24 protein-coding genes and 1 tRNA gene are annotated in these 22,092 nt (G+C 63.5%); 13 read left to right on the top strand and 12 right to left on the bottom strand.

Annotated features, from left to right (window positions below; all coding sequences use genetic code 11):
* Window positions 1–94: 94 nt before the first annotated feature.
* The 6 genes from NL528_RS00510 to NL528_RS00485 form a co-directional block, all read right to left on the bottom strand.
* Complete coding sequence (locus tag NL528_RS00510; RefSeq protein ID WP_309180824.1) at window positions 95–1,186, bottom strand: sn-glycerol-3-phosphate import ATP-binding protein UgpC; 1,092 nt, start codon at window positions 1,184–1,186, stop codon at window positions 95–97.
* A gap of 1 nt (window position 1,187) precedes the next feature.
* Entirely contained in the window at window positions 1,188–2,036 is an 849-nt protein-coding gene (gene ugpE / locus NL528_RS00505; RefSeq protein WP_309180823.1) for a sn-glycerol-3-phosphate ABC transporter permease UgpE, read from the bottom strand.
* A gap of 5 nt (window positions 2,037–2,041) precedes the next feature.
* A complete protein-coding gene (gene ugpA, locus NL528_RS00500) occupies window positions 2,042–2,923 on the bottom strand; it encodes a sn-glycerol-3-phosphate ABC transporter permease UgpA (protein WP_309180822.1) in 882 nt (293 codons plus the stop codon).
* A 58-nt stretch (window positions 2,924–2,981) separates the two neighbouring features.
* Complete coding sequence (gene ugpB, locus NL528_RS00495; RefSeq protein ID WP_309180821.1) at window positions 2,982–4,295, bottom strand: sn-glycerol-3-phosphate ABC transporter substrate-binding protein UgpB; 1,314 nt, start codon at window positions 4,293–4,295, stop codon at window positions 2,982–2,984.
* Window positions 4,296–4,511: 216 nt separating this feature from the next.
* Entirely contained in the window at window positions 4,512–5,717 is a 1,206-nt protein-coding gene (locus NL528_RS00490; protein ID WP_309180820.1) for a CaiB/BaiF CoA-transferase family protein, read from the bottom strand.
* A 178-nt stretch (window positions 5,718–5,895) separates the two neighbouring features.
* The gene (locus NL528_RS00485; protein ID WP_309180819.1) at window positions 5,896–6,321 is read right to left on the bottom strand and encodes an organic hydroperoxide resistance protein; all 426 of its coding nucleotides are present in this window, start codon (window positions 6,319–6,321) and stop codon (window positions 5,896–5,898) included.
* A gap of 161 nt (window positions 6,322–6,482) precedes the next feature.
* Between NL528_RS00485 and NL528_RS00480 the strand changes: the two genes are divergently transcribed.
* Entirely contained in the window at window positions 6,483–6,941 is a 459-nt protein-coding gene (locus NL528_RS00480) for a MarR family transcriptional regulator (RefSeq protein WP_309180818.1), read from the top strand.
* 15 nt (window positions 6,942–6,956) lie between these two features.
* On the opposite strand, the gene NL528_RS00475 is transcribed toward NL528_RS00480, so the two are convergent.
* The 3 genes from NL528_RS00475 to NL528_RS00465 form a co-directional block, all read right to left on the bottom strand.
* Window positions 6,957–7,193, bottom strand: a complete 237-nt coding sequence (locus tag NL528_RS00475; RefSeq protein WP_309180817.1) for a GIY-YIG nuclease family protein — start codon at window positions 7,191–7,193, stop codon at window positions 6,957–6,959.
* Between the two features lie 374 nt (window positions 7,194–7,567).
* A tRNA-Ala gene (locus NL528_RS00470) sits at window positions 7,568–7,643 on the bottom strand.
* Window positions 7,644–7,764: 121 nt separating this feature from the next.
* The gene (locus NL528_RS00465) at window positions 7,765–8,187 is read right to left on the bottom strand and encodes a TIGR02300 family protein (protein ID WP_309180816.1); all 423 of its coding nucleotides are present in this window, start codon (window positions 8,185–8,187) and stop codon (window positions 7,765–7,767) included.
* 144 nt (window positions 8,188–8,331) lie between these two features.
* Here NL528_RS00465 and aroA point away from each other — a divergent pair, with 144 nt between their 5' ends.
* Both aroA and cmk read left to right on the top strand, forming a co-directional pair.
* Window positions 8,332–9,681 carry a 3-phosphoshikimate 1-carboxyvinyltransferase gene (gene aroA, locus NL528_RS00460; RefSeq protein WP_309180815.1) on the top strand — a complete coding sequence of 450 codons (1,350 nt, stop codon included), beginning with the start codon at window positions 8,332–8,334 and terminating at the stop codon, window positions 9,679–9,681.
* Window positions 9,678–10,307: a (d)CMP kinase gene (cmk, locus tag NL528_RS00455; protein WP_309180814.1), complete on the top strand. Its 630-nt coding sequence runs from the start codon at window positions 9,678–9,680 to the stop codon at window positions 10,305–10,307. Before aroA ends, cmk begins: the two co-directional genes overlap by 4 nt.
* 32 nt (window positions 10,308–10,339) lie before the next feature.
* Here cmk and NL528_RS00450 read toward each other — a convergent pair whose 3' ends face one another.
* The gene (locus NL528_RS00450) at window positions 10,340–10,507 is read right to left on the bottom strand and encodes a hypothetical protein (protein ID WP_309180813.1); all 168 of its coding nucleotides are present in this window, start codon (window positions 10,505–10,507) and stop codon (window positions 10,340–10,342) included.
* A gap of 504 nt (window positions 10,508–11,011) precedes the next feature.
* Here NL528_RS00450 and rpsA point away from each other — a divergent pair.
* From rpsA to trpB, 6 genes are all read left to right on the top strand, one after another.
* Complete coding sequence (gene rpsA, locus NL528_RS00445; protein WP_074272187.1) at window positions 11,012–12,712, top strand: 30S ribosomal protein S1; 1,701 nt, start codon at window positions 11,012–11,014, stop codon at window positions 12,710–12,712.
* 312 nt (window positions 12,713–13,024) lie between these two features.
* Window positions 13,025–14,002 (top strand): signal peptide peptidase SppA, encoded by a 978-nt coding sequence (gene sppA / locus NL528_RS00440; protein WP_309180812.1) that lies wholly within the window; start codon window positions 13,025–13,027, stop codon window positions 14,000–14,002.
* A 171-nt stretch (window positions 14,003–14,173) separates the two neighbouring features.
* Window positions 14,174–14,479, top strand: coding sequence for an integration host factor subunit beta (locus NL528_RS00435; protein ID WP_138831907.1), 306 nt, complete (start codon window positions 14,174–14,176; stop codon window positions 14,477–14,479).
* A gap of 79 nt (window positions 14,480–14,558) precedes the next feature.
* Window positions 14,559–14,951, top strand: coding sequence for a LapA family protein (locus NL528_RS00430; protein WP_309180811.1), 393 nt, complete (start codon window positions 14,559–14,561; stop codon window positions 14,949–14,951).
* A gap of 63 nt (window positions 14,952–15,014) precedes the next feature.
* Complete coding sequence (locus tag NL528_RS00425; protein ID WP_375143968.1) at window positions 15,015–15,839, top strand: phosphoribosylanthranilate isomerase; 825 nt, start codon at window positions 15,015–15,017, stop codon at window positions 15,837–15,839.
* A 7-nt stretch (window positions 15,840–15,846) separates the two neighbouring features.
* A complete protein-coding gene (trpB, locus tag NL528_RS00420; protein ID WP_309180810.1) occupies window positions 15,847–17,064 on the top strand; it encodes a tryptophan synthase subunit beta in 1,218 nt (405 codons plus the stop codon).
* An 82-nt stretch (window positions 17,065–17,146) separates the two neighbouring features.
* Here the strand turns inward: trpB and NL528_RS00415 are convergent, their stop codons facing one another.
* Window positions 17,147–17,401 carry an endonuclease domain-containing protein gene (locus NL528_RS00415; protein ID WP_309185288.1) on the bottom strand — a complete coding sequence of 85 codons (255 nt, stop codon included), beginning with the start codon at window positions 17,399–17,401 and terminating at the stop codon, window positions 17,147–17,149.
* Window positions 17,402–17,563: 162 nt separating this feature from the next.
* Here NL528_RS00415 and trpA point away from each other — a divergent pair, with 162 nt between their 5' ends.
* The 4 genes from trpA (at window position 17,564) to NL528_RS00395 (ending at window position 21,685) form a co-directional block, all read left to right on the top strand.
* Entirely contained in the window at window positions 17,564–18,400 is an 837-nt protein-coding gene (gene trpA / locus NL528_RS00410; RefSeq protein WP_309180809.1) for a tryptophan synthase subunit alpha, read from the top strand.
* Between the two features lie 86 nt (window positions 18,401–18,486).
* Window positions 18,487–19,428 (top strand): acetyl-CoA carboxylase, carboxyltransferase subunit beta, encoded by a 942-nt coding sequence (gene accD / locus NL528_RS00405; RefSeq protein WP_309180808.1) that lies wholly within the window; start codon window positions 18,487–18,489, stop codon window positions 19,426–19,428.
* Window positions 19,425–20,768 carry a folylpolyglutamate synthase/dihydrofolate synthase family protein gene (locus NL528_RS00400; RefSeq protein ID WP_309180807.1) on the top strand — a complete coding sequence of 448 codons (1,344 nt, stop codon included), beginning with the start codon at window positions 19,425–19,427 and terminating at the stop codon, window positions 20,766–20,768. Before accD ends, NL528_RS00400 begins: the two co-directional genes overlap by 4 nt.
* 176 nt (window positions 20,769–20,944) lie before the next feature.
* Window positions 20,945–21,685: a metallophosphoesterase family protein gene (locus NL528_RS00395; RefSeq protein ID WP_309185287.1), complete on the top strand. Its 741-nt coding sequence runs from the start codon at window positions 20,945–20,947 to the stop codon at window positions 21,683–21,685.
* A gap of 54 nt (window positions 21,686–21,739) precedes the next feature.
* Here the strand turns inward: NL528_RS00395 and trxA are convergent, their stop codons facing one another.
* A complete protein-coding gene (gene trxA, locus NL528_RS00390) occupies window positions 21,740–22,060 on the bottom strand; it encodes a thioredoxin (RefSeq protein ID WP_291567524.1) in 321 nt (106 codons plus the stop codon).
* Between the last annotated feature and the right edge of the window lie 32 nt (window positions 22,061–22,092).

Genomic DNA, 22,092 nt, shown 5'->3' with positions numbered 1-22,092 from the left:
CTAGGTGCGCAATTGCGCACCTGAGAATCTCGAGGTCCCCTGATGCGCTAATTGCGCATCTGAGATTCGTGCTTCGCACGCCCGGGAACGACGGTCACGGGCCGATCCGCTTGCGGCCATCGGCGGTAAATAGATGCAGCTTGTCCGGCGCCGCGACCGCCCTGATCCGCTGGCCGATGGCGGGGCCGATGGCGCCGGGGATCCGCACCAGCACCTCGCCGGGCGGCAATTCGCCGGGGTTGGCGGCAACGCCCTGCACGTCGCGCTCGCGGGTGCCGTAGATGAAGGTTTCCGCGCCGACGCGCTCGATCGCCTCGACAGTGAGGCCAAGCGCGACGCCGCCGGCGACGGTTTCGTTCGAGACGACGAAGTCCTCGGGGCGGATTCCCAGAATGCCGGCGTCGTTGATACGGCTGTCGCCGGCCAATTGCGATTTGAGTTCATCGGCGCTTAGCGGCATCAGGTTCATCGGCGGGGCGCCGATGAAGGAGGCGACGAAGGTGGTCGCGGGCTTCTGGTAGATGTCGAGTGGATTGCCGATCTGCTCGACCTGGCCGCCATTCATGACCACGAGGATGTCGGCCAGCGTCATCGCCTCGAGCTGGTCGTGGGTGACGTAGATCGACGTCGTCGAGAGCCGGCGCTGCAATTTCCGGATTTCCACCCGCATCGCGATGCGCAGCTTGGCGTCGAGATTCGACAGCGGTTCGTCGAACAGGAACACCTTTGGTTGCCGCACAATGGCGCGGCCCATCGCGACGCGCTGGCGCTGGCCGCCGGAAAGCTGCCCCGGCCTGCGGTCCAGCATCGCGCCGAGTTCGAGAATTCGCGCGGCTTCCTGAACGCGGGTGTCGATTTCCGGCTGCGGCATGCGGCGGTTGCGCAGGCCATAGGCCATGTTGTTGTAGACGCTCATATGCGGATAGAGCGCGTAATTCTGGAACACCATCGCGATGTCGCGTTCGGCCGGCTCGACCTGGTTGACGATCCGTCCGCCGATGTCGATCTCGCCGCTCGAAATGGTCTCCAGCCCCGCCACCATGCGCAACAGCGTGGACTTGCCGCAGCCGGAGGGGCCGACCAGCACGCAGAATTGGCCGTCGGCGACGTCGACATCGACGCCTTTGATGGCCTCGAATCCGTTGGGGTAGGCCTTGCGGACGTTGCGGAGGGTTACGTTCGCCATTTCACTTTTCCGTCTCGATCAGGCCCTTGACGAAGAGGCGTTGCATCAGCACGACGACCGCGACCGGCGGCAGCATCGCAAGCACGGCGGTCGCCATCGCCACTTGCCACTCGGTCAGTGCGTCATGCACGTCGATAATCTTCTTGATGCCGATGACGATGGTCTGCATGTCGTCGCGGGTCGTAATCAAGAGTGGCCAGAGATACTGATTCCAGCCGTAGATGAAGAGGATGACGAACAGTGCTGCGATGTTGGTCACCGAAAGCGGCAGCAAGGTATCCCAGAAAAACCGGATCGGTCCGGCGCCGTCGATTTTCGAGGCTTCGACCAGTTCCTTCGGCACCGTCATGAAAAACTGGCGAAACAACAGCGTCGCGGTGGCCGAGGCGATCAACGGCAGGATCAGCCCGGCATAGGAATCCAGCATGTGCAGGTCGCTGGTGATCTTGTAGGTCGGAAAGATGCGCACTTCGACCGGCAGCATCAGCGTGATGAAGATGGTCCAGAACGCGGTCATCCGGAACCGGAACGAGAAGAACACGATCGCGTAGGCCGAGATGATCGAGATCGCGATCTTCCCTGCCGCGATACCGAGCGCCATGATCAGGCTGTTCAGCATCATGCCGCCGACCGGCGCGCGCGTGGTCTTTCCAGTGCCGGACACGATGGTGTTCCAGTAGGTCTCGATCGCGTGCGAGCCCGGATAGAGCGGCATCTGGCCGTTGGCGATCACCGTGTTGTCGTGGGTGGAGGCGATGACGGCGAGATAGACCGGAAAGGCGACGATCGCGACGCCGGCCAGAAGGACCAGATGAGGCAGCAGGTTTCCAAATCGGCGATGCTCGACCATGGCGATCAGTAATGAACTTTCTTTTCGACGTAGCGAAACTGAAATGCGGTCAGCGCGACCACGATCACCATCAGGATAACCGACTGCGCCGCCGAGCCGCCGAGGTCGGTCCCGACCTTGCCATCCTGAAACACCTTATAGACCAGCGTTTGCGTGGCGCCGTTGGGGCCGCCGCCGGTCGCGGTGTCGATGATGCCGAGCGTGTTGAAGAAGACATAGGTGATGTTGACGATGATCAGGAAGAACGTCGTTGGCGACAGCAGCGGGAAGATGATGGTCCAGAACCGCCGCATCGGCTTGGCGCCGTCGATCGCGGCCGCCTCGATCACGCTCCTGGGGATGGCCTGCAGGCCCGCGAGAAAGAACAGAAAATTGTAGCTGATTTGATTCCAGACCGCGACGACGACGACGAGGATCATCGCGTGGGTGCCGTTGAGCACCGGATTCCAGTCGATACCGTTGCGCTGCAGCGCGCGCGCAATCATGCCGAGGCCGGGCTGGAACATGAAGATGAAGAGCACGCTGGCAACCGCCGGCGCCACCGCGTAGGGGACGATGAGAAAGGTGCGATAGATCTGGACGCCCCGTATGTTGCGGTTCGCCATCACCGCGAGCAGGAGACCGATCGTCAGCGAGAAGAATGCCACCAGCGCCGAAAAGACAAAGGTGACGGCGATCGCGTGATAGTACTCGGGCGTTTGCAGCAGATTGATATAGTTTTCGAACCAGACGAACTCGGTGGAAAGCCCGAAGGCGTCCTGCACCAGAAACGACTGTTGCAGGGCCTGCAGCGCCGGCCAGTAGAAAAAGATCAGCGAAACCGCGAGCTGCGGCAGGATCAGAAGATAGGGCAGCAGCTTGCCTGAAAAGATCGCCCGGTTTTCCATGATGCCTCGCTGAACGGATCGCGGCCGGGGTCGACCATGGCCACGATCCTCGTCGCCGTTACTTGGCGGCGGTGCGCTCAAACTGGCGGAGCATCGCGTTGCCGCGCGACACCGCGGCGTCGAGGGCTTCCTTCGCCGACTTCTTGCCGGCGAGAGCTGCCTCGATCTCCTCGGACCAGACATCACGCATCTGCACCATGCCGCCGAAGCGCAGGCCACGCGAATTTTCGGTCGGCGGCTTGTTGGTCAATTCCTTCAGCGGGACTTCCAGGATCGGATTCTTGTCGTAGAAGCCCGAGGTCTTGGTCTTGTCGTAGGCCGCCTTGGTGATCGGCAGATAGCCCGACACCTCGTGCAGATAGACCTGGCGATCGGTGTCCGACAGGAAGGTGAAGAATTTTGCAATTCCCTTGTATTCCTCCGGCGTCTTGCCGCCCATCACCCACAGCGAAGCGCCGCCGATGATGGAATTCTGCGGCGCGCCGTTGACGTCGGGGAAGTACGGCATCGGGACCGCGGTGTAGGTGAACTTGGCGTTCGCCTTGACGTTCGGATAAAATGCCGAGGAGGTCATGTACATCGGACATTCACCCGACGTGAAACGCCCCTCTCCGGTGTTGGTGCGTCCCGAATAGTCGTAGCTCTTGTCCTTCTGCAGATCGACAAGGCCCTCGAGCAGCTTGGTCTGCAGCGGGGTGTTGAAGGCGAGCACGGTGTCGAAACCGTCCAGCCCGTTGCCCTTGCTGCCGATCGGCACGTTATGCCAGGCCGAAAACTGCTCGATCAGGCCCCAGGTGATCCAGGACGAGGAGAAGCCGCAGGTCGGGCTGGTCGCGTGCAACTTCCTGGCGTCGGCGAACACCTCCGGCCAGGTCTTCGGCGGCTCGGCGATATCGGCCTTCTTCAGCGCGTCGAGATTGATCCACATCACCATGCTCGACGAATTGAACGGAAACGACAGCATGTCGCCCTTCGAGGTCGAGTAGTAACCGGTGATCGCCGGCAGATAGGATTTGGGATCGAAGCTTTCGCCCTGCTCCTTCATCAGTTCGGAAACCGGTTTGACGGCGCCCTTGGCCGCCATCATGGTCGCCGTGCCGACCTCGAACACCTGCATGATGCCGGGCGCATTGCCGGCCCGAAACGCCGCGATCCCGGCATTCAGGACGTCGGCGTAACTGCCCTTGAAGCTCGGGACGATCTTGTAGTCGTTCTGCGAGGCATTGAAATCATTGGCGAGCTTGACCACGACGTCGTTGTTCGGGCCGGTCATCGCATGCCACCACTGGATCTCGGTCACAGCGTGGGCAGGCGTTGCGAGCGCGAGCGTTGCCGCGACTGCCGCAGCAGCGCCGAGTTGTCGAAGAGCCATAAAATTCCTCCAGGTTGGGCCGTCATCTTCGTTTCGCGCGATAACAGCGGCGGATGACGTGCAAATGACCGTATAGGCGAAAGGATGCTATGGGGAAAGCACAGGCCAAGGGAAGCCGGAAAATAGGCTGAGGCTGCTAACGGTTGCAGCGCGCCGCGCATTTGCGGTGCACCGTCGAGCGACGCTGCACCCGCATCCGGGAGCCGGTATCGCGGCTCAGCGCTTCCGCTCAGGCCCGCAGACCACGCCTTTGGCCACCAGCGCGTCGATCTCGCCCTTCGAGTATCCGAACTCTCCCAGCACCTCGGCCGAGTGCTCCGAAAACTTCGGCGGCGTGCGACGCAGGCTGGGTTTTGTTCGTTCCAGCCGGATCGGGGATGCGACGCCCTTGTACCAGTCCTTGGCGATGACATCGCCGCGATGGACGGTGTGCGGATTGGTGAGCGCCTGGTCGATCTTTTGCACCGGACCTGCCGGCAGGCCTGCGGCGAGCAGGCGATCGCAGAGCGGTTCGGCGTCGTGCTGGCTGAACACGGCGGCAAGCTCCTGGCGCAGCGCGTCGCGGTTGGCGATGCGGTCCTTGTTGCGGGCAAAGCGCGGGTCGGCGCCAAGTTCGGGCTTGCCGATCTCCTTGGCGAGCTTGCGGAAGGTGCCGTCATTGCCGACGCCGATGAAGATGTTGTCGGTGCGGGTCGGGAAGATCGCGTACGGCACGAGATTGGGATGCTCATTGCCGGTGAGCGCGGGCGGCCTGCCATGCATGAAATAATTCGCGGTGTGCGGATGCATGATGGCAAGGCCGGTCTCGTACAGCGTAGTCTCGAGAAACTGACCGAGGCCGGATCGCTGCCGCTCCGACAGCGCCATCAAAATGCCGATCGCCGCATAAAGCCCGGTTGAAATATCCACCAGGGGGACGCCGATCCGCATCGGGCCGCTTTCGGGCGAGCCGGTCGCGGCGATCATGCCGGTCATGGCCTGGATGATCGCGTCATAGCCGGGATTGCCGCCGCGCGGGCCGTCGCCGCCAAAACCGGAAATCCGGCAATGCACGAGCTTTGGAAATTTTTCGCGCAACACCTCGTTGCCGATGCTCCATTTGTCGAGCGTGCCCGGCTTGAAATTCTCGATCAGGACGTCGGCGCTCTCCAGCATCTTCATCAGCACCGCGCGCCCGCCTTCGGCGGCGAGGTCGAGCCCGATCGAGCGCTTGTTGCGGTTGATGCCGACGAAATAAGCGGCGTCCTCGTCATGGAACGGAGGACCCCAGTCGCGTACTTCGTCGCCGGCGGGCGGCTCGACCTTGATGACGTCGGCGCCGTGATCGGCGAGAATTTGCGTGCAATAGGGACCGCCGAGCACGCGCGTCAGATCGATCACGCGCAGGCCGGTCATCGCGCCGGGAGCGGCTTGGGCATTCATGGAAACAACCTTCGCTCAGGTGGGATTCACGTGGAATTCCTGAGCTAGCGGTCTTCAGGCGCGGCAGCAATGGCTTGGCGCGCGTAGGCGTATGCCGGGGTTGCCATCGGGGCGCGCCGGCCAAATTCCACGTCGCGAAAGGCCCGCCGATTTCTCGGCGGACCATTCGGCGAACTCGTTACACAACGGTCAGGTGGACATCCACGTTGCCGCGGGTGGCGTTGGAATAGGGGCATACCTGGTGGGCCTTCTCGACCAGGGCCTCCGCTTCGGCGCGCGGAACGCCGGGCAGGGCGACCGCAAGGTCGACCGTCAGGCCGAAGCCGCCGGCCGCACGCGGGCCGATCCCCACCGTGGAAGTCACCGAGGCGTCCGCGGGCACCTTCGGGCCGCCCTGGGAAGCCACGAACTTCATCGCGCCAATGAAGCAGGCGGCATAACCGGCGGCGAACAGCTGCTCGGGATTATTGCCGGCGCCGCCGCCGCCACCGAGTTCCTTCGGGGTGGTGAGCTTGACGTCCAGAGCGCCGTCGAGCGTGGCGGCATGGCCATCGCGGCCTCCGGTGGCTTTGGCGCTGGTCTTGTAGAGCACATTGACGGACATGGTGATCTCCCTTGTTGCGGTTTCGATGATTATTATATTGCATACAATTAAATTGTGTGCAATAGATATTATCTGGGCTCACATTTAATTGTTCGCAATTGAATGCCGGCGCGAGCCGTCCCAGTATGGACCCAAGTTCTATTCGCTGGCGAGGTTGCAAAATGGCTAGGAAGCAGGCGGCGGACCAGATGCTGCGGCTGGACAATCAAATCTGCTTCGCGATCTATTCCACCGCGCACGCGTTCAACCGCGTCTACAAGCCATTGCTTGACCGGCTCGGCCTGACCTATCCGCAATATCTGGTCATGCTGGTGCTGTGGGAACGCGACGACGTGCCGGTCAAGGACATCGGCGAACGGCTGCTTCTGGATTCCGGCACGCTGACGCCGCTGCTGAAGCGGCTGGAGGCGGCCGATCTCATCAAGCGCACGCGCAGCACCGAGGATGAGCGGCAGGTGCTGATCGCGCTGACGTCGCAGGGTCAGGCGCTTCGGGAAAAAGCCCGGAGCGTGCCGCAGTCGATTCTCGCCGCCTCGGCGTGCTCGATCGGCGAACTGTCGGCGATGAAGAACGAGATCCTCGCGCTACGGGACAGGCTGAATGCGGTGTTGGGGGAGTAGGGGGAAGGGCAGTCGTCAGAGGCGTTTTTTCGCGAATGCCCGGCCGGAGGGGGACTTCAGGTATTTTTCGAACGCGAAAGCCTGTGCTTCGTCACGGAACGCCACGTAGGTCTTTATCCGCCAAGGCCCATACTTTGAGGTGTGAGGCACTTCCCCAGCATTGTGCTTCGCCAACCGCGCGCGCAAGTCGTCCGTGATGCCGATGTAGTAATGCTCGGAATCAAGACTTTCTAAGATGTAGACGTATCTCATGGGCGGACCGCCTCCGCCGTAGAAGCTACAATGGAGGCCCCCGGCTTGCCGAGGCCCGTTTTCGCCCTTCGGGCTACGACGCGGCAGCCTTCGCTTGCCTCGCTACGATAGACTTCGACGTGGCTTGCCGAGCCGTAGCTTGCGGAACGTTTACCGATAGAGCCCGCCGTCGCCCTTCGGGCTATGGCGCGGCAGCCTTCGCTTGCTTCGCTACGATGGATTTCGGCGTGGCTTGCCGGGCCGTAGCTTGCCGAATGTTTACCGATAGAGCCCGTCTTCGCCCTTCGGGCTACGACGCGGCAGCCTTCGCTTGCTTCGCTACGATAGACTTCGGCGTGGCTTGCCGAGCCGTAGCTTGCGAAGCAAGCGAAGGCTGGTGGAGCCAGGCGGGATCGAACCGCCGACCTCTTGCATGCCATGCAAGCGCTCTCCCAGCTGAGCTATGGCCCCTTAACTCTACTATTTTAGCACGATCTTTTCGGAAAAGCGGTTGCCACTTTTCCGAATCATGCTGCCCGCACGCCTTGGGGGACGCGCGGGGAAAAACCCTGAACACAGTTCAGGGCTGATCTCAAGTCTCTTCGTCGCCGCCGACGTCGCCAATGATATCGGTGACGTCCTCGTCGCCTTCTTCCTCGTCGGGGATGAAGGTGGAATCATCGTCGTCATCGTCTTCGATGGTCTCGTCGATCTCGATATCGTCTTCCGATTCGGGAACGGCGGCCTTGACCTTGCCGGTGTTCTCCTCGGCATCGGCCTCTTCCAGCGAGACCAATTCCTCGGCCTCGGCGGGCTCCGGCACATCGGCGGCGGTGGCGGCCGATGCGGCGGCGGCGCGCGCGGCATCGCCACGGGCGGCCCGCGGCGGCGCGATCGGCGCAATCGGCACCACTTCGCCGGTGTAGGGCGAGATCACAGGACTCTTGTTCAAGTCGTAGAATTTCTTACCCGTCGTCGGGCAAATACGTTTGGTTCCGAGATCGGATTTGGCCACGTGTGCAATCCTGGGGATTTCTGAAAAACGGTGCTTCACTTGGCTAGTTGAGGGGCTGCTGTCAATAGCGCTTTGCAGGCATTTGCTGACCGCGTGACGCCGTGTGGCCCATGTGATACTGCCGCCCGCGCAGAGGACACAATCTTGACCCATTCAGACGACCTTGCAGCCGCCCCCACCCCGCTCGAATCCCGCTCTAGCGGCCCCCTGACCGGGAAAGTCCGAGTTCCCGGCGACAAGTCGATTTCGCACCGTGCCCTGATCCTCGGGGCGCTTGCGGTCGGCGAAACCCGGATTTCCGGCCTGCTTGAGGGCGAAGACGTGCTCAACACCGCCAAATCCATGCAGGCGTTGGGGGCGAAGGTGGATCGGACCGGCCCGTTTGCCTGGACGGTACAGGGCGTGGGCGTGGCTGGCTTCGCCGAGCCGGCCGCGGCGCTGGATTTCGGCAATTCCGGCACCGGATGCCGCCTGGTGATGGGGGCGGTGGCCGGTTGCCCGATCACCGCGGTGTTCGACGGCGATGCTTCGCTGCGCACCCGGCCGATGCGGCGGATCCTCGACCCCCTGGAATTGATGGGCGCCAGGGCCGGCGAAGCCAAAGAAGGCGGCCGCCTGCCGCTGACGCTGCACGGCGCGCGCGATCCGGTGCCGATTCTCTACCGGACGCCGGTGGCGTCGGCGCAGATCAAATCGGCGGTGCTGCTGGCGGGATTGGCCGCGCCCGGCGTCACCACCGTGATCGAGCAGGAAGCCAGCCGCGACCACACCGAACTGATGCTCAAGCACTTTGGCGCCCAGATCGTCTCGACCGCGGAAGGCAGCCACGGCCGCCGGATCGCGCTCACCGGACAGCCCGAACTGCATGGCGCTGAAATCGTGGTGCCCGCGGATCCCTCCTCGGCCGCGTTCCCGATCGTGGCGGCGCTGATCGTCGAGGGCTCCGACATCGTGTTCTCCGATGTCATGACCAATCCGCTGCGCACCGGCCTGTTCACGACGCTGCGCGAGATGGGCGCTTCGATCGAGGAAAGCGAACTGCGCGGCGATGCCGGCGAGCCGATGGCGCAGCTGCGCGTGCGCGCCTCAAAGCTGCGCGGCGTCGAGGTGCCGCCGGAACGCGCGCCTTCGATGATCGACGAATATCTGGTGCTGGCGGTGGCGGCGTCGTTTGCCGAAGGCACCACCATCATGCGCGGCCTGAAGGAATTGCGCGTCAAGGAATCCGACCGGCTGGAGGCGACTGCCGACATGCTGCGCGTCAACGGCGTCAGGGTCGAGATATCCGGCGACGATTTGATCGTCGAAGGCCGCGGTCACGTGCCCGGCGCCGGCCTCGTCGCCACCCACATGGACCATCGCATCGCGATGTCGGCGCTGGTGATGGGCCTTGCCGCCGACAAGCCGGTCAAGGTCGACGACACCGCCTTCATCGCCACCTCATTTCCGGATTTCATTCCGATGATGCGCTCGCTCGGCGCGGAGTTTTCATGATTATCGCCATCGACGGACCGGCCGCATCCGGCAAGGGCACGCTGGGAAAACGGCTTGCCAAGCACTATGGCTATCGCCACCTCGATACTGGAGTGATCTACCGCGCCGTCGCCAAGGCGCTGCTGGATGCCGGCGCCGACCTTACCGACGAGGTGATCGCGGTCTCCGCGGCACTTGAGCTCGATCCGGAAAAGTTCGGCAATCCCGCGCTGAAAACCCAGGCGGTGGGTGACGCCGCCTCGGTGGTTTCGGCGATCCCGAAAGTGCGGGAAGTGTTATTGAATTTTCAGCGCCAGTTCGCCGCCGATCCGCCGGGCGCGGTGCTCGACGGCCGCGACATCGGGACCGTGATCTGCCCGCATGCCGATGTGAAGATTTTTGTGGTGGCCGATCCGCACGTGCGGGCCCGCCGACGGACGCTGGAAGCCCGCGCGCGCGGCGAAGAGGCCGACGAGGCCCTGGTGCTGGCCGATATTCTTAAACGCGACGAACGCGACCGCAATCGCGCGGTCGCGCCGTTGAGGCCGGCCCCCGACGCGCACACGCTCGACAATTCAAACCTCGATATCGAGGCCGGCGTGCGGGCCGCTATCGCGATCGTGGAGGCGGTCCGCGCAGCGCGGTAAAACGCTGCGCGCGGCGTTCAGATCCGATCAGCTTAGTTCTTGGACCAGTAGCGGTCGAACGGCAGTTCCTGGTCGGCCATGGTCACGACCGGCTGGGCGGCGGACATGGTGCGCATGGACCCGGCCGCGCCCGGCATCGCGGCAATGGCGCTGCCGACGGTTAGAGCGGCGACGGCGGTCAGGACGATAAAGCTCTTCATGACGGTATTCCCCCTGTTTTAATTGAACGGTGCCATTGTGTGGGGGCGCGCTTAAGACCAGGTTCCGGAAAAGGCCTCGCTGGCGGCTTTCGCGGAATGCGGTCAACAACCCGTTGAAACGTCGATATGTCGTCCCGGCGTTCAGTCCCCGTCAGCCTTAAAGCCCCGTAAATCGGGCATTTCCGGCTTGCCGAAAACGGCCTTGGGCGCTATATCCCGAGCCATCCGGGCCGCCATCGATGAGATCAGGGCTGTCCGAGCGGGCCGGCAGGAGGTTTGAAACCCCTGCCGTCATTGGAGGAAAGCCCGCTCCAGGTTCTTGAAGTCGATACGCTCGTTTCAGGCTCCGGATAAAATCAACGTACCGAACGTGCAGGCATGCTGCCGGCCCGCTTTTGCGATTTGTCGCAAACAGCGGTCGTTAGGGTTTGCGGAACCCTGACACTTCACGCGCGATACGCCCTTTAACCCGAAAAGCCGGCGATACCCGCATCTGGAGAACATATGGCTTCGACTGCTGCTTCTTATAATCCTACCCGCGACGATTTCGCTGCGATGCTGGACGAGTCCTTCGCCGGCGGCAATTTGCAGGAAAGCTCCGTCATCAAGGGCAAGGTAGTTGCAATTGAAAAGGACATGGCCGTCATCGACGTCGGCCTCAAGACCGAAGGCCGCGTGGCGCTGCGCGAGTTCGCAGGACCCGGCCGCGAGAGCGACCTCAAGGTTGGCGACGAGGTCGAGGTGTTCCTCGACAGAATCGAAAATGCGCTCGGCGAAGCCGTGCTGTCGCGCGACAAGGCGCGCCGCGAGGAAAGCTGGGGCAAGCTCGAGAAGGCCTTCAACAACAACGAGAAGGTCCACGGCGTCATCTTCAACCAGGTCAAGGGCGGCTTCACCGTCGACCTCGACGGCGCGGTCGCCTTCCTGCCGCGTTCGCAGGTCGACATCCGTCCGATCCGCGACGTCGCACCCTTGATGAACAACTCGCAGCCGTTCCAGATCCTCAAGATGGACCGCCGCCGCGGTAACATCGTGGTGTCGCGCCGCACGGTTCTCGAAGAGACCCGCGCCGAGCAGCGCCAGGAGCTGGTGCAGAACCTCGAAGAGGGTCAGGTGATCGACGGCGTGGTCAAGAACATCACCGATTACGGTGCGTTCGTTGACCTCGGCGGCATCGACGGCCTGTTGCACGTCACCGATATCGCCTGGCGCCGGGTCAATCACCCGACCGAGGTGCTCACCATCGGCCAGACCGTGAAGGTCAAGATCATCAAGATCAACCATGAGACCCACCGTATCTCGCTCGGCATGAAGCAGTTGCTGGACGATCCGTGGCAGGGCATCGAGGCGAAGTACCCGCTGAACGCGCGCTTCACCGGCCGCGTCACCAACATCACCGACTACGGCGCGTTCGTCGAACTGGAGCCGGGCATCGAAGGCCTGATCCACGTCTCGGAAATGTCGTGGACCAAGAAGAACATGCACCCGGGCAAGATCGTTTCGACCTCGCAGGAAGTCGAAGTCCAGGTCCTGGAAGTCGATTCGGTCAAGCGCCGGATTTCGCTCGGCCTCAAGCAGACCATGCGCAATCCCTGGGAAGTGTTCGTGGAGAAGTTCCCGGTCGGCTCGACCGTCGAAGGCGAGGTCAAGAACAAGACCGAGTTCGGTCTGTTCCTCGGTCTCGAAGGCGATGTCGACGGCATGGTCCATCTCTCCGACCTCGACTGGAAGCTTCCGGGCGAGCAGGTGATCGACAACTTCAAGAAGGGCGACATGGTCAAGGCCGTGGTGCTCGACGTCGATGTCGAGAAGGAGCGCATCTCGCTCGGCGTCAAGCAGCTCGAAGGCGACCCCTTCGCCGAGCCTGGCGACGTCAAGAAGGGCGCGGTCGTGACCTGCGAAGTGCTCGAAGTGAAGGAAGCCGGCATCGAGGTAAAGATCTCGGGCACCGACTTCACCACCTTCATCAAGCGCTCCGAACTGGCCCGCGATCGCAACGATCAGCGCGCCGAACGCTTTGCGGTCGGCGAGAAGGTCGATGCGCGGGTGATCCAGTTCGACAAGAAGGCCCGCAAGGTGCAGGTCTCGATCAAGGCGCTGGAAGTCGCCGAAGAGAAGGAAGCCATCGCGCAGTACGGCTCCTCCGATTCGGGGGCGACGCTGGGAGATATTCTCGGCACCGCGCTCAAGAACCGCGACAAGTAAGCTTACGCTTTCTCGGTCACCATCAATCGGGCCCCGGTTTCGACCGGGGCCTTTTTTGTTTTTTACCCTCTCCCCTTGTGGGAGAGGGTGGACGCGATGCGGAGCATCGCGGACGGGTGAGGGGTCTGTCTCCGCGAACACTGAATGCGCGGTGAGAGACCCCTCATCCGGCGCTTCGCGCCACCTTCTCCCACAAGGGGAGAAGGAAGAAGGGCCTTGTTTTCTTCATATTGCATCGCAATTGATGTAATTGGATAAGGCGTTGGTGACGCTGCGGATGCAAAACGCGCGGGATATTTCAGGAGAATTTCAATGTCGCTTGATTCAGATGTGATCGTCGATCGCCGCAGGATCCGCCGCAAGCTGACCTTCTGGCGCGTGGCCGCCGCGGTGGTCGCGATTGCCGCGATTGGCGCCGTCGGCGTGATCGCGACGGGCGAACGCGGCTCGCTGACGGGCGGTGGCTCGATCGCACGGATCAATATCGAGGGCTTGATCCGCAGCGACCAGGAACGCGTCGCGGCGCTGGAGCGGCTGGAAAAATCGCAGGCTGCGGCGGTTATCGTGCATATAAACTCGCCGGGCGGCACCACGGCGGGCTCCGAGCAGCTCTACGACGCGCTGGTGCGCCTCAAAGCCAAGAAGCCGCTGGTCGTGGTCGTCGAGGGGCTGGCCGCGTCGGGCGGCTACATCACGGCGATTGCGGCCGATCACATCGTTGCCCAGCAGAGCTCGCTGGTTGGTTCGATCGGCGTGCTGTTCCAGTTTCCGAATTTCACCGAGCTTCTGAAAACCGTTGGCGTCAAGGTCGAGGAAGTGAAGTCGTCGCCGCTGAAAGCCGCACCCAACGGCTTTGAACCGACCAGCCCGGAAGCCCGCGCGGCGCTCGACGCGCTGGTGAAGGATTCCTACGCCTGGTTCCGCGGCCTCGTGAAAGAGCGCCGCGGCATGGACGACGCGCTGCTCGAAAAGGTCGCGGACGGACGGGTCTTCACCGGCCGCCAGGCGGTCGACCTCAAGCTGATCGACCAGCTCGGCGATGAGAAAGCCGCGATCGCATGGCTGGTCGCCGAGAAGAAGATCAAGAGCGATCTGCCGGTGCGCGATTTCAAGCTGAGCCCGCGCTTTGGCGACCTGACTTTCCTGCGAACGGCGGCTTCCATTACTCTGGATGCCCTCGGGCTGGGCTCGGTGGCGCGCCAGATCGAGCAGGCCGGCGTGGCACAGGCGGTCGATCGCCTTGGACTCGACGGAATGCTGGCGTTATGGCGTCCCGCAGGACCGAATTGAACCGCACGGGTGCGTCCCTGCCGCGGTTTCCCGCTGTGCTTGTATGGTCACAAACCCCCTTCGGGGCGTCTGTCACGTGCTTTCGCGTCACCCAAATTTGATTTAGCGTCTTGACAGTTCAAGGCATTTTCACGGAAATGCATATCCGCACGCTCCCGGATCCCAGTTTCGATGATCAAATCCGAACTCGTTCAGCGCATCGCCGAGCACAACCCGCATCTCTACCAGCGGGATGTGGAGAACATTGTGAATGCGATCCTCGATGAAATCGTCGCGGCCCTGGCGCGCGGCGACCGGGTCGAGCTGCGTGGTTTCGGCGCTTTCTCGGTGAAACATCGTCCAGCGCGGGCCGGCCGCAATCCGCGCACCGGCGCGCATGTGCCGGTCGACCAGAAGAGCGTTCCGTTTTTCAAGACGGGCAAGGAGATGCGCGAGCGTCTGAACCGCGACGGCGGCTCGCCGGAAGCCGGCGCGTAGGGCGGTTACGGGGTCCGGCGATCTGGTGCCGTGTTGCGGGACATCTTCCCGCCGATCTCCATCAATACGAGAGATGGTCATGCGAAAATTCTTCACGGCGCTGGTCGTCATTCCCTTGGGGCTCATCTTCATCGTCTTCGCGGTCGCCAACCGTCATTGGGTGACGGTGTCGTTCGATCCGTTCAATTCCACCGATCCGACCGTGGCCGTGACGCTGCCGCTGTTCGTCGTGATCATCGCGGTGGCCATTCTGGGGGTGGCCGCGGGCGGCTCGGCGACCTGGTTCCGCCAGCGCCACTGGCGCCGCGCCGCGCGCCAGCACGAGGCCGACGCCCGCCGGGCGCGGGCGGAAGCCGCCGATTTGCGGGCTGCTTCGCTGGCTTCCCGGGGCGAACCGCAGCGCCTGCCGGCATTGACGCAGCGCGGCATTTACGGGGCCGCCGGGCGAGACAAGCAGGACGCGACGTTGTAGAACCCGCCCCGTCAGCTCCGTTCCAACCCTGTTCTGGCGGCTCAAACCCGCGCCCGAGAGACCATGTCCCTGCTTGTCAAAATTTGCGGCCTGTCCACGCGCGAGACGCTCGACGTCGCTTTGCAGGCCGGCGCGGACATGGTGGGCTTCGTGTTCTTTCCGCCGTCGCCGCGGCATCTCGGCCTCGAGACGGCGCGCGAACTGGGCAAGCAGGCCAAAGGCCGCGCGGTGAAGGTGGCGCTGACCGTCGATGCCGAGGATGCGACGCTCGAAAACATCGTCGAGACGCTGCGGCCGGACATTTTCCAGCTGCACGGCAAGGAAACCATCGCGCGGCTGCGCGACATCAAGCAAAAGTTCGGATTGCCGGTCATGAAGGTGCTTGCCGTCGAGACCGCGGCGGACCTTGCAGCCCTGCCGGGCTATGCCACCGTCGCCGACCGCATCCTGTTCGACGCCCGCGCACCCAAGGGCGCCACCCGTCCGGGCGGCCTGGGCGCGGTGTTCGACTGGCGCGTGCTGGAAAAGCTCGATCTCAAACTGCCGTTCATGGTCTCGGGCGGGCTCAATGCCGATAACGTCGCGGAGGCGGTTCGCGTCACCGGCGCCGGCGGTGTCGACGTGTCCTCGGGCGTCGAGCGTTCGCTAGGCCACAAGGATCCCGAGATGATCCGCGCCTTTATCCGCGCCGCGCGCGCCACCGACCTTCCTTTACCTCTCCCCGTTTACGGGGAGAGGTCGGATCGCGCTAGCGATCCGGGTGAGGGGGAGTCGCCGCATTCACCTCTCTCACCGAATTTGCGGCAAGAGCCCCTCCCCCCAACCCTCTCCCCGCAAGGGCGGGGCGAGGGAGCAGAGACGGCGCCGCTGAACGATATGAAGAATTGATGGTTCGATGAATCCCAATCTACCCAACTCCTTCCGCAGCGGTCCCGACGAGCGCGGGCATTTCGGCATTTTCGGCGGACGCTTTGTCGCGGAAACGCTGATGCCGCTGATCCTCGACCTGGAAAAGGCCTATGCCGACGCCAAGGCCGATCCGGCATTCCAGGCTGAAATGAATGGCTACCTGAAAGACTATGTCGGCCGGCCGTCGCCGCTTTATTTTGCCGAGCGCCTGACGGAGCATCTCGGCGGCGCAAAAATCTATTTCAAGCGCGAGGAGCTCAATCACACCGGCTCGCACAAGGTCAACAATGTGCTGGGCCAGATCATGGTCGCGCGCCGGATGGGCAAGAAGCGCATCATTGCCGAGACCGGCGCCGGCCAGCACGGTGTTGCGACCGCGACCCTGTGCGCGCGGTTCGGGCTCGACTGCGTGGTCTATATGGGCGCGGTCGACGTCGAGCGGCAGCAGCCGAACGTCATTCGCATGGAGATGCTGGGTGCCAAGGTGATCCCGGTGCAGTCGGGGTCGCGGACGCTGAAAGACGCGATGAACGACGCGCTGCGTGACTGGGTCACCAATGTGCACGACACGTTCTACTGCATCGGCACGGTGGCGGGCCCGCATCCCTATCCGATGATGGTGCGCGATTTCCAGTCGATCATCGGCATCGAAACCCGCAAGCAGATGCAGGAGGCGGAAGGCCGCCTGCCGGATTCGCTGGTGGCCTGCATCGGCGGCGGCTCTAACGCGATGGGGCTGTTCCATCCGTTCCTCGATGACCCCTCGGTTGAGATCTTCGGTGTCGAAGCGGCGGGCCATGGGCTGACGCAACTGCATGCGGCCTCGATCGCCGGCGGCCGGCCGGGCGTGCTGCACGGCAACCGCACCTATTTGCTGATGGACGATGACGGCCAGATCCAGGACGCGCATTCGATTTCGGCGGGGCTGGATTATCCCGGCATCGGGCCGGAGCATTCCTGGCTGCACGAAACCGGGCGCGTCACGTATCTGTCGGCGACCGACGATGAAGCGCTGGCGGCGTTTCAATTGCTGTCGCGGCTCGAAGGCATCATCCCGGCGCTGGAGCCGGCACATGCCATCGCAAAGGTGATGGAACTCGCGCCGAAACGGCCAAAAGATCATCTGATGGTGATCAATCTCTCCGGCCGCGGCGACAAGGACGTGCCGCAGGTCGGCGATATCCTGAAGGGCAGGAAGAAGTGACTGTCGGGCGTCGCTCTTTCCTGCACCTCTCCCCGCCGGGGAGAGGTCGGCTGCGTAGCAGCCGGGTGAGGGGTCTTTCCTCTCAATCTGACGGAAGCGTACTCTCGATCATTTCGAGGACTCCCTCGAGATTGTCGTACACGTCCGTATTGGAGACGCGGACGACAAGGAAGCCGCAGGTCTCCAACACTTCGGACCGTGCTTTATCTTTTGCCACTTCTGACGGTTCGGCGTGCGTCACCCCGTCAACCTCGACGATCAGCTTGCCGTCGAGCGTTACGAAATCGACGACGTATCGGTCGATCGGATGCTGGCGGCGGAATTTCCATCGCGCCAGCCGCCGATTACGTAACGCCTGCCAAAGCTTCGCTTCGGCGCTTGTCTGTGACGCGCGAAGGGTTCACGCTCTGGCCTTGAACCTGTCCATCCCCCTCACCCGGCTGCTACGCAGCCGACCTCTCCCCGGTGGGGAGAGGTATAGCACAGCGAATGCCGTACCATGACCACCCGCATCGACGCACGCTTTGCCGAACTCGCCAAACAGGGCCGCTCGACGTTTGTCACCTTCCTGATGGCGGGCGATCCCGATCCAAAGACTTCGCTCGATATCATCAAGGCGCTGCCGAAGGCGGGTGCCGACATTATCGAGATCGGCATGCCCTTCACCGATCCGATGGCCGACGGGCCGTCGATTCAGGCGGCGGGTCTGCGCGCGCTGAAGGCCGGCATGACGTTGAAGAAGACGCTGGAGATGGTGCGCGGCTTCCGCAAGGACGACAACGCGACGCCGCTGGTGCTGATGGGTTATTACAATCCGATCTACATCTACGGCGTCGACAAGTTCCTGGTCGATGCGAAGGCCGCCGGCGTCGACGGATTGATCATCGTCGATCTGCCGCCGGAGGAGGACACCGAATTGTGCCTGCCGGCGATGAAGGCCGGGCTCAATTTCATCCGCCTGGCGACACCGACCACCGACGACAAGCGGCTGCCCGCGGTGCTCGCGAATACGTCGGGCTTTGTCTATTACGTTTCGATCACCGGCATCACCGGCAGCGCCAGCGCCGACTCCAACGCGGTCGGCGAGGCCGTCGCGCGCATCAAGCGGCATACCAAGCTGCCGGTCTGCGTCGGCTTCGGCATCCGCACGCCGGAGGCCGCACGCGCGATCGCCGAAAATGCCAATGGCGCCGTGGTCGGCACCGCGCTGGTCGATGCCTTGCGCGCCAGCCTCGATGCCGAAGGGCGCGCGACCGCCAAAACCGTACCCGCCGTGGCCGATCTGGTATCCTCGCTGGCCCAGGGCGTCCGGGGAGCCAGACAGGCCGCAGAATAAGCCGCAATTGCGGTGGAGAAGGCGGCTTGCCGGGGTCAACCCGGGCCGCCATATAGTCATCTAATGCGCGTCTTTTGGAGCGAACCATGAATTGGCTCACCAACGTCGTCCGGCCGAAGATCCGCAACATCCTGCGCCGCGAAACGCCCGAGAATTTGTGGATCAAGTGCCCGGATTCCGGGCAGCTCGTGTTCTACAAGGACGTCGAGGCCAATCAGTTCGTGATTCCCGGCTCGAACTACCACATGCGCATGGGCGCGGCAGCGCGGCTGAAATCGATCTTCGACAACGAGACCTGGTACGACATCGCGCTGCCGGACGTGTCCGCCGATCCGCTGAAATTCCGCGACGAGCGCAAGTATGTCGACCGCATCAAGGATGCCCGCGCAAAAACCGGCCTGAACGATGCCATCAAGGTCGGCTATGGCAAGCTCGAAGGCGCCGGCGTCGTCGTCGCGGTGCAGGATTTCGATTTCATGGGCGGCTCGCTCGGCATGGCCGCGGGCGAAGCGATCGTGCGCGGGCTCGAGCTCGCGGTCGAGAAGAAGTCGCCGTTCATCGTATTCGCCGCGTCCGGCGGCGCGCGGATGCAGGAAGGCATTTTGTCGCTGATGCAGATGCCGCGCACCACCGTCGGTGTGCAGATGCTGCGCGAGGCGAAGCTGCCCTACATCGTGGTGCTGACCAATCCGACCACCGGCGGCGTCACCGCGTCCTATGCCATGCTGGGCGATGTGCAGATCGCCGAGCCCGGCGCGCTGATCGGCTTTGCCGGCGCACGCGTCATCGAGCAGACCATTCGCGAGAAATTGCCGGAAGGATTCCAGCGCGCCGAATATCTGCGCGACCACGGCATGGTCGACATGGTGGTGCATCGCCACGAGATGCGTCCGACGCTGGCGCGGCTCTGCCGCTTGCTGATGAAGTCGCCGGCGCTGGAAACCGCCTCGAAGCCCGCACCGCAGGTTATCGATCCGGCCCAGATCGTGCAGGCTCCGGACGCGGTGCCGGCAGCGCCCCACGCGTGAACGCACCTGCGGCCAAACCGCAGCTTTCGGTCGGCGAATTGATCGCGCGGCTGTCGGCGCTGCATCCCAAACGCATCGATCTCAGCCTCGATCGCATGCATCGGCTGCTGGCCCGGCTCGACCATCCCGAACGCAAGCTGCCGCCGGTGATTCACGTCGCCGGCACCAATGGCAAGGGATCGACGATCGCCTATCTGCGCGCGATCCTCGAGGCCGCGGGCCTTCGCGTCCATGTCTTCACCTCGCCCTATCTGGTCCGGATCAACGAGTGCTACCGACTTGGCGATGCCGGCGGCGGCCGGCTCGTTGGCGACGACGAGTTGCGCGCCGTGCTCGAGCATTGCGAGCGGGCCAATGCGGGTGATCCCATCACCATTTTCGAAGCCGAAACCGCGGCGGCCTTTTGCCTGTTCGCGCAACATCCGGCCGACGTGGTGCTGCTGGAAGTCGGTCTCGGCGGACGGCTGGATTCCACCAATGTGATCGAGGCGCCGCTCGCGACCGTGATCGCGCCGGTCAGCATGGACCACACCGAATTCCTCGGCGACACGCTGACCGCGATTGCCGGCGAGAAGGCCGCGATCATCAAGCGCGACACGCCCGTGATCTGCGCCGAGCAGTTTTCCGAGGCCATGGCGGTGGTCGAGGCACAGGCGGGTCGCATGCGCGCCCCGCTGCACGCGGCCGGGCAGCAATGGCATGTCAGCGTCGAGCGCGGGCGACTGGTCTATCAGGACGATCGTGGCCTGATGGATCTCGCCGCGCCAAAACTGTTCGGGCGGCATCAGTTCGACAATGCAGGGCTCGCGATTGCGACGTTGCGTGCACAGTCCGTTTTCAGGATCGATGCCGCGGCATTCGAGGCCGGCATCGTCAGCGCCGAATGGCCGGCACGGATGCAGCGCCTGGTATCGGGCGCGCTGGTCGATCAGGGGCCAAAGGCTTGCGAGGTCTGGCTCGACGGCGGGCACAATGCCGAGGGCGGGCGCGTCGCCGCGGCGGCGCTCGGCGATCTCGAGGAGCGGGTGTCGCGCCCGCTGGTGGTCATCGCAGGCATGATGGCGAACAAGGATGCGGCCGGGTTCCTCGCCAATTTCGCAGGATTGACACGTCATATCATCGCCGTGCCGATACCGGATCGCGACAACGCGATGCCGCCGGACCGGCTGGCGGACGCCGCGCGCGCGCTCGGGATGCGCGTGGAGATCGCAGCCAGCGTCGAAGCCGCGCTGCAGACGCTGTCGCGCCTCGCCTATGAAGTGCCGCCGCGCATCCTGATTACAGGCTCGCTGTATCTCGCAGGCCATGTGCTGGCCATCAACGGCACGCCGCCGAAGTAAACTCTCGTGTCCCGGACGCGGTGCAGCGTGCAACGCTGCTCCGCAGAGCCGGGACCTACCCTTTGAGCCACATGGGCCCCGGCTCAGCAGCGCACCACCATGGCGCGTCGAAGACGCGCGTGAACGCGCTGGTGGTGCTGCGCTGCGTCCGGGGCACGGACAGTATTGGAACGGTCATGCGCTTTGCCGCGATTGCGGATGTTCACGGAAACTATCTGGCGCTGGAAGCGATTCTTGCCGATATCAGCGCCCAAGGCATCGAAGAGATCGTCAATCTCGGCGACATGGCGAGCGGCCCGCTCGACGCACGGCGGACGATGGATATGCTGATGGCGCTCGATGCCGTTCACGTGCTCGGCAATCACGACCGCTATCTGATCGACCGGCCGCCGGAGAAGATGGGGTCATGGGACCGGCCGGCGCATGCGCAGCTCGAGTCCAGGCATCTCGATTGGCTGCGTGCGTTGCCGCCGACACGGGTGTATCGCGATCAGGTCTTTCTCTGTCACGCGACACCGGCGCATGACGAGGTCTACTGGCTGGATACGGTTCTGCCGGACGGTACCGTGCGGATGGCGTCGCTGGAGGCGATCGAACAGGAGGCCAAAGGGATCACGCAGCCATTGATCCTGTGCGGCCATACCCATCTTGCGCGCGCGGTGCGGCTTGGCGACGGGCGCCTGATCGTCAATCCCGGCAGCGTTGGCTCGCCCGGCTATCGCGACGTTCATCCATACAAGCACGTCATCGAGGCCGGCACGCCGGACGCGCGCTACGCGCTCCTCGAATTGGCCCGAGGCAACTGGCGCGTCACGTTTCGGCATGTGCCGTACGATCACGATGCCATGGCGGCGCTGGCCCGGCAGAACGGCCAGCCTGAACTCGCGTCGGCGCTGGCGACGGGCTGGATACGCTGAAAGCAAGACGGCCGGCTATTCGCCGACCGTCATACAAATTCAGAGCGAAACGGATCAGACCGCCGCAGTAATCCACTGCTGCAGCTTCTGCTTCGGCGCAGCGCCGACCTGGCGCGAGGCCATCTCGCCGCCCTTGAAGATCATCAGGGTCGGGATCGACATCACGCCGTATTTCGAGGCCGTCTTCGGGCTCTCGTCGACGTTGAGCTTCACGATCTTGACCTTGTCGCCCATCGCGCCGGAAATCTCGTCCAGCGCCGGCGCGATCATGCGGCATGGGCCGCACCATTCGGCCCAGAAATCGACCACGACCGGGCCGGTCGCCTTGAGCACCTCAGCTTCGAAATCGGCGTCAGAAACCTTGCCAACGGCCATCGCAGTACCTCGTTCGGTTGAAAGATTAACGG

It is taken from the genome of Bradyrhizobium sp. Ash2021 (assembly GCF_031202265.1).
Taxonomy (GTDB): Bacteria; Pseudomonadota; Alphaproteobacteria; order Rhizobiales; family Xanthobacteraceae; genus Bradyrhizobium.
The sequence above is the reverse complement of the archived record's forward strand: the minus strand, read 5'-3'. Positions and strand labels throughout refer to the sequence as shown.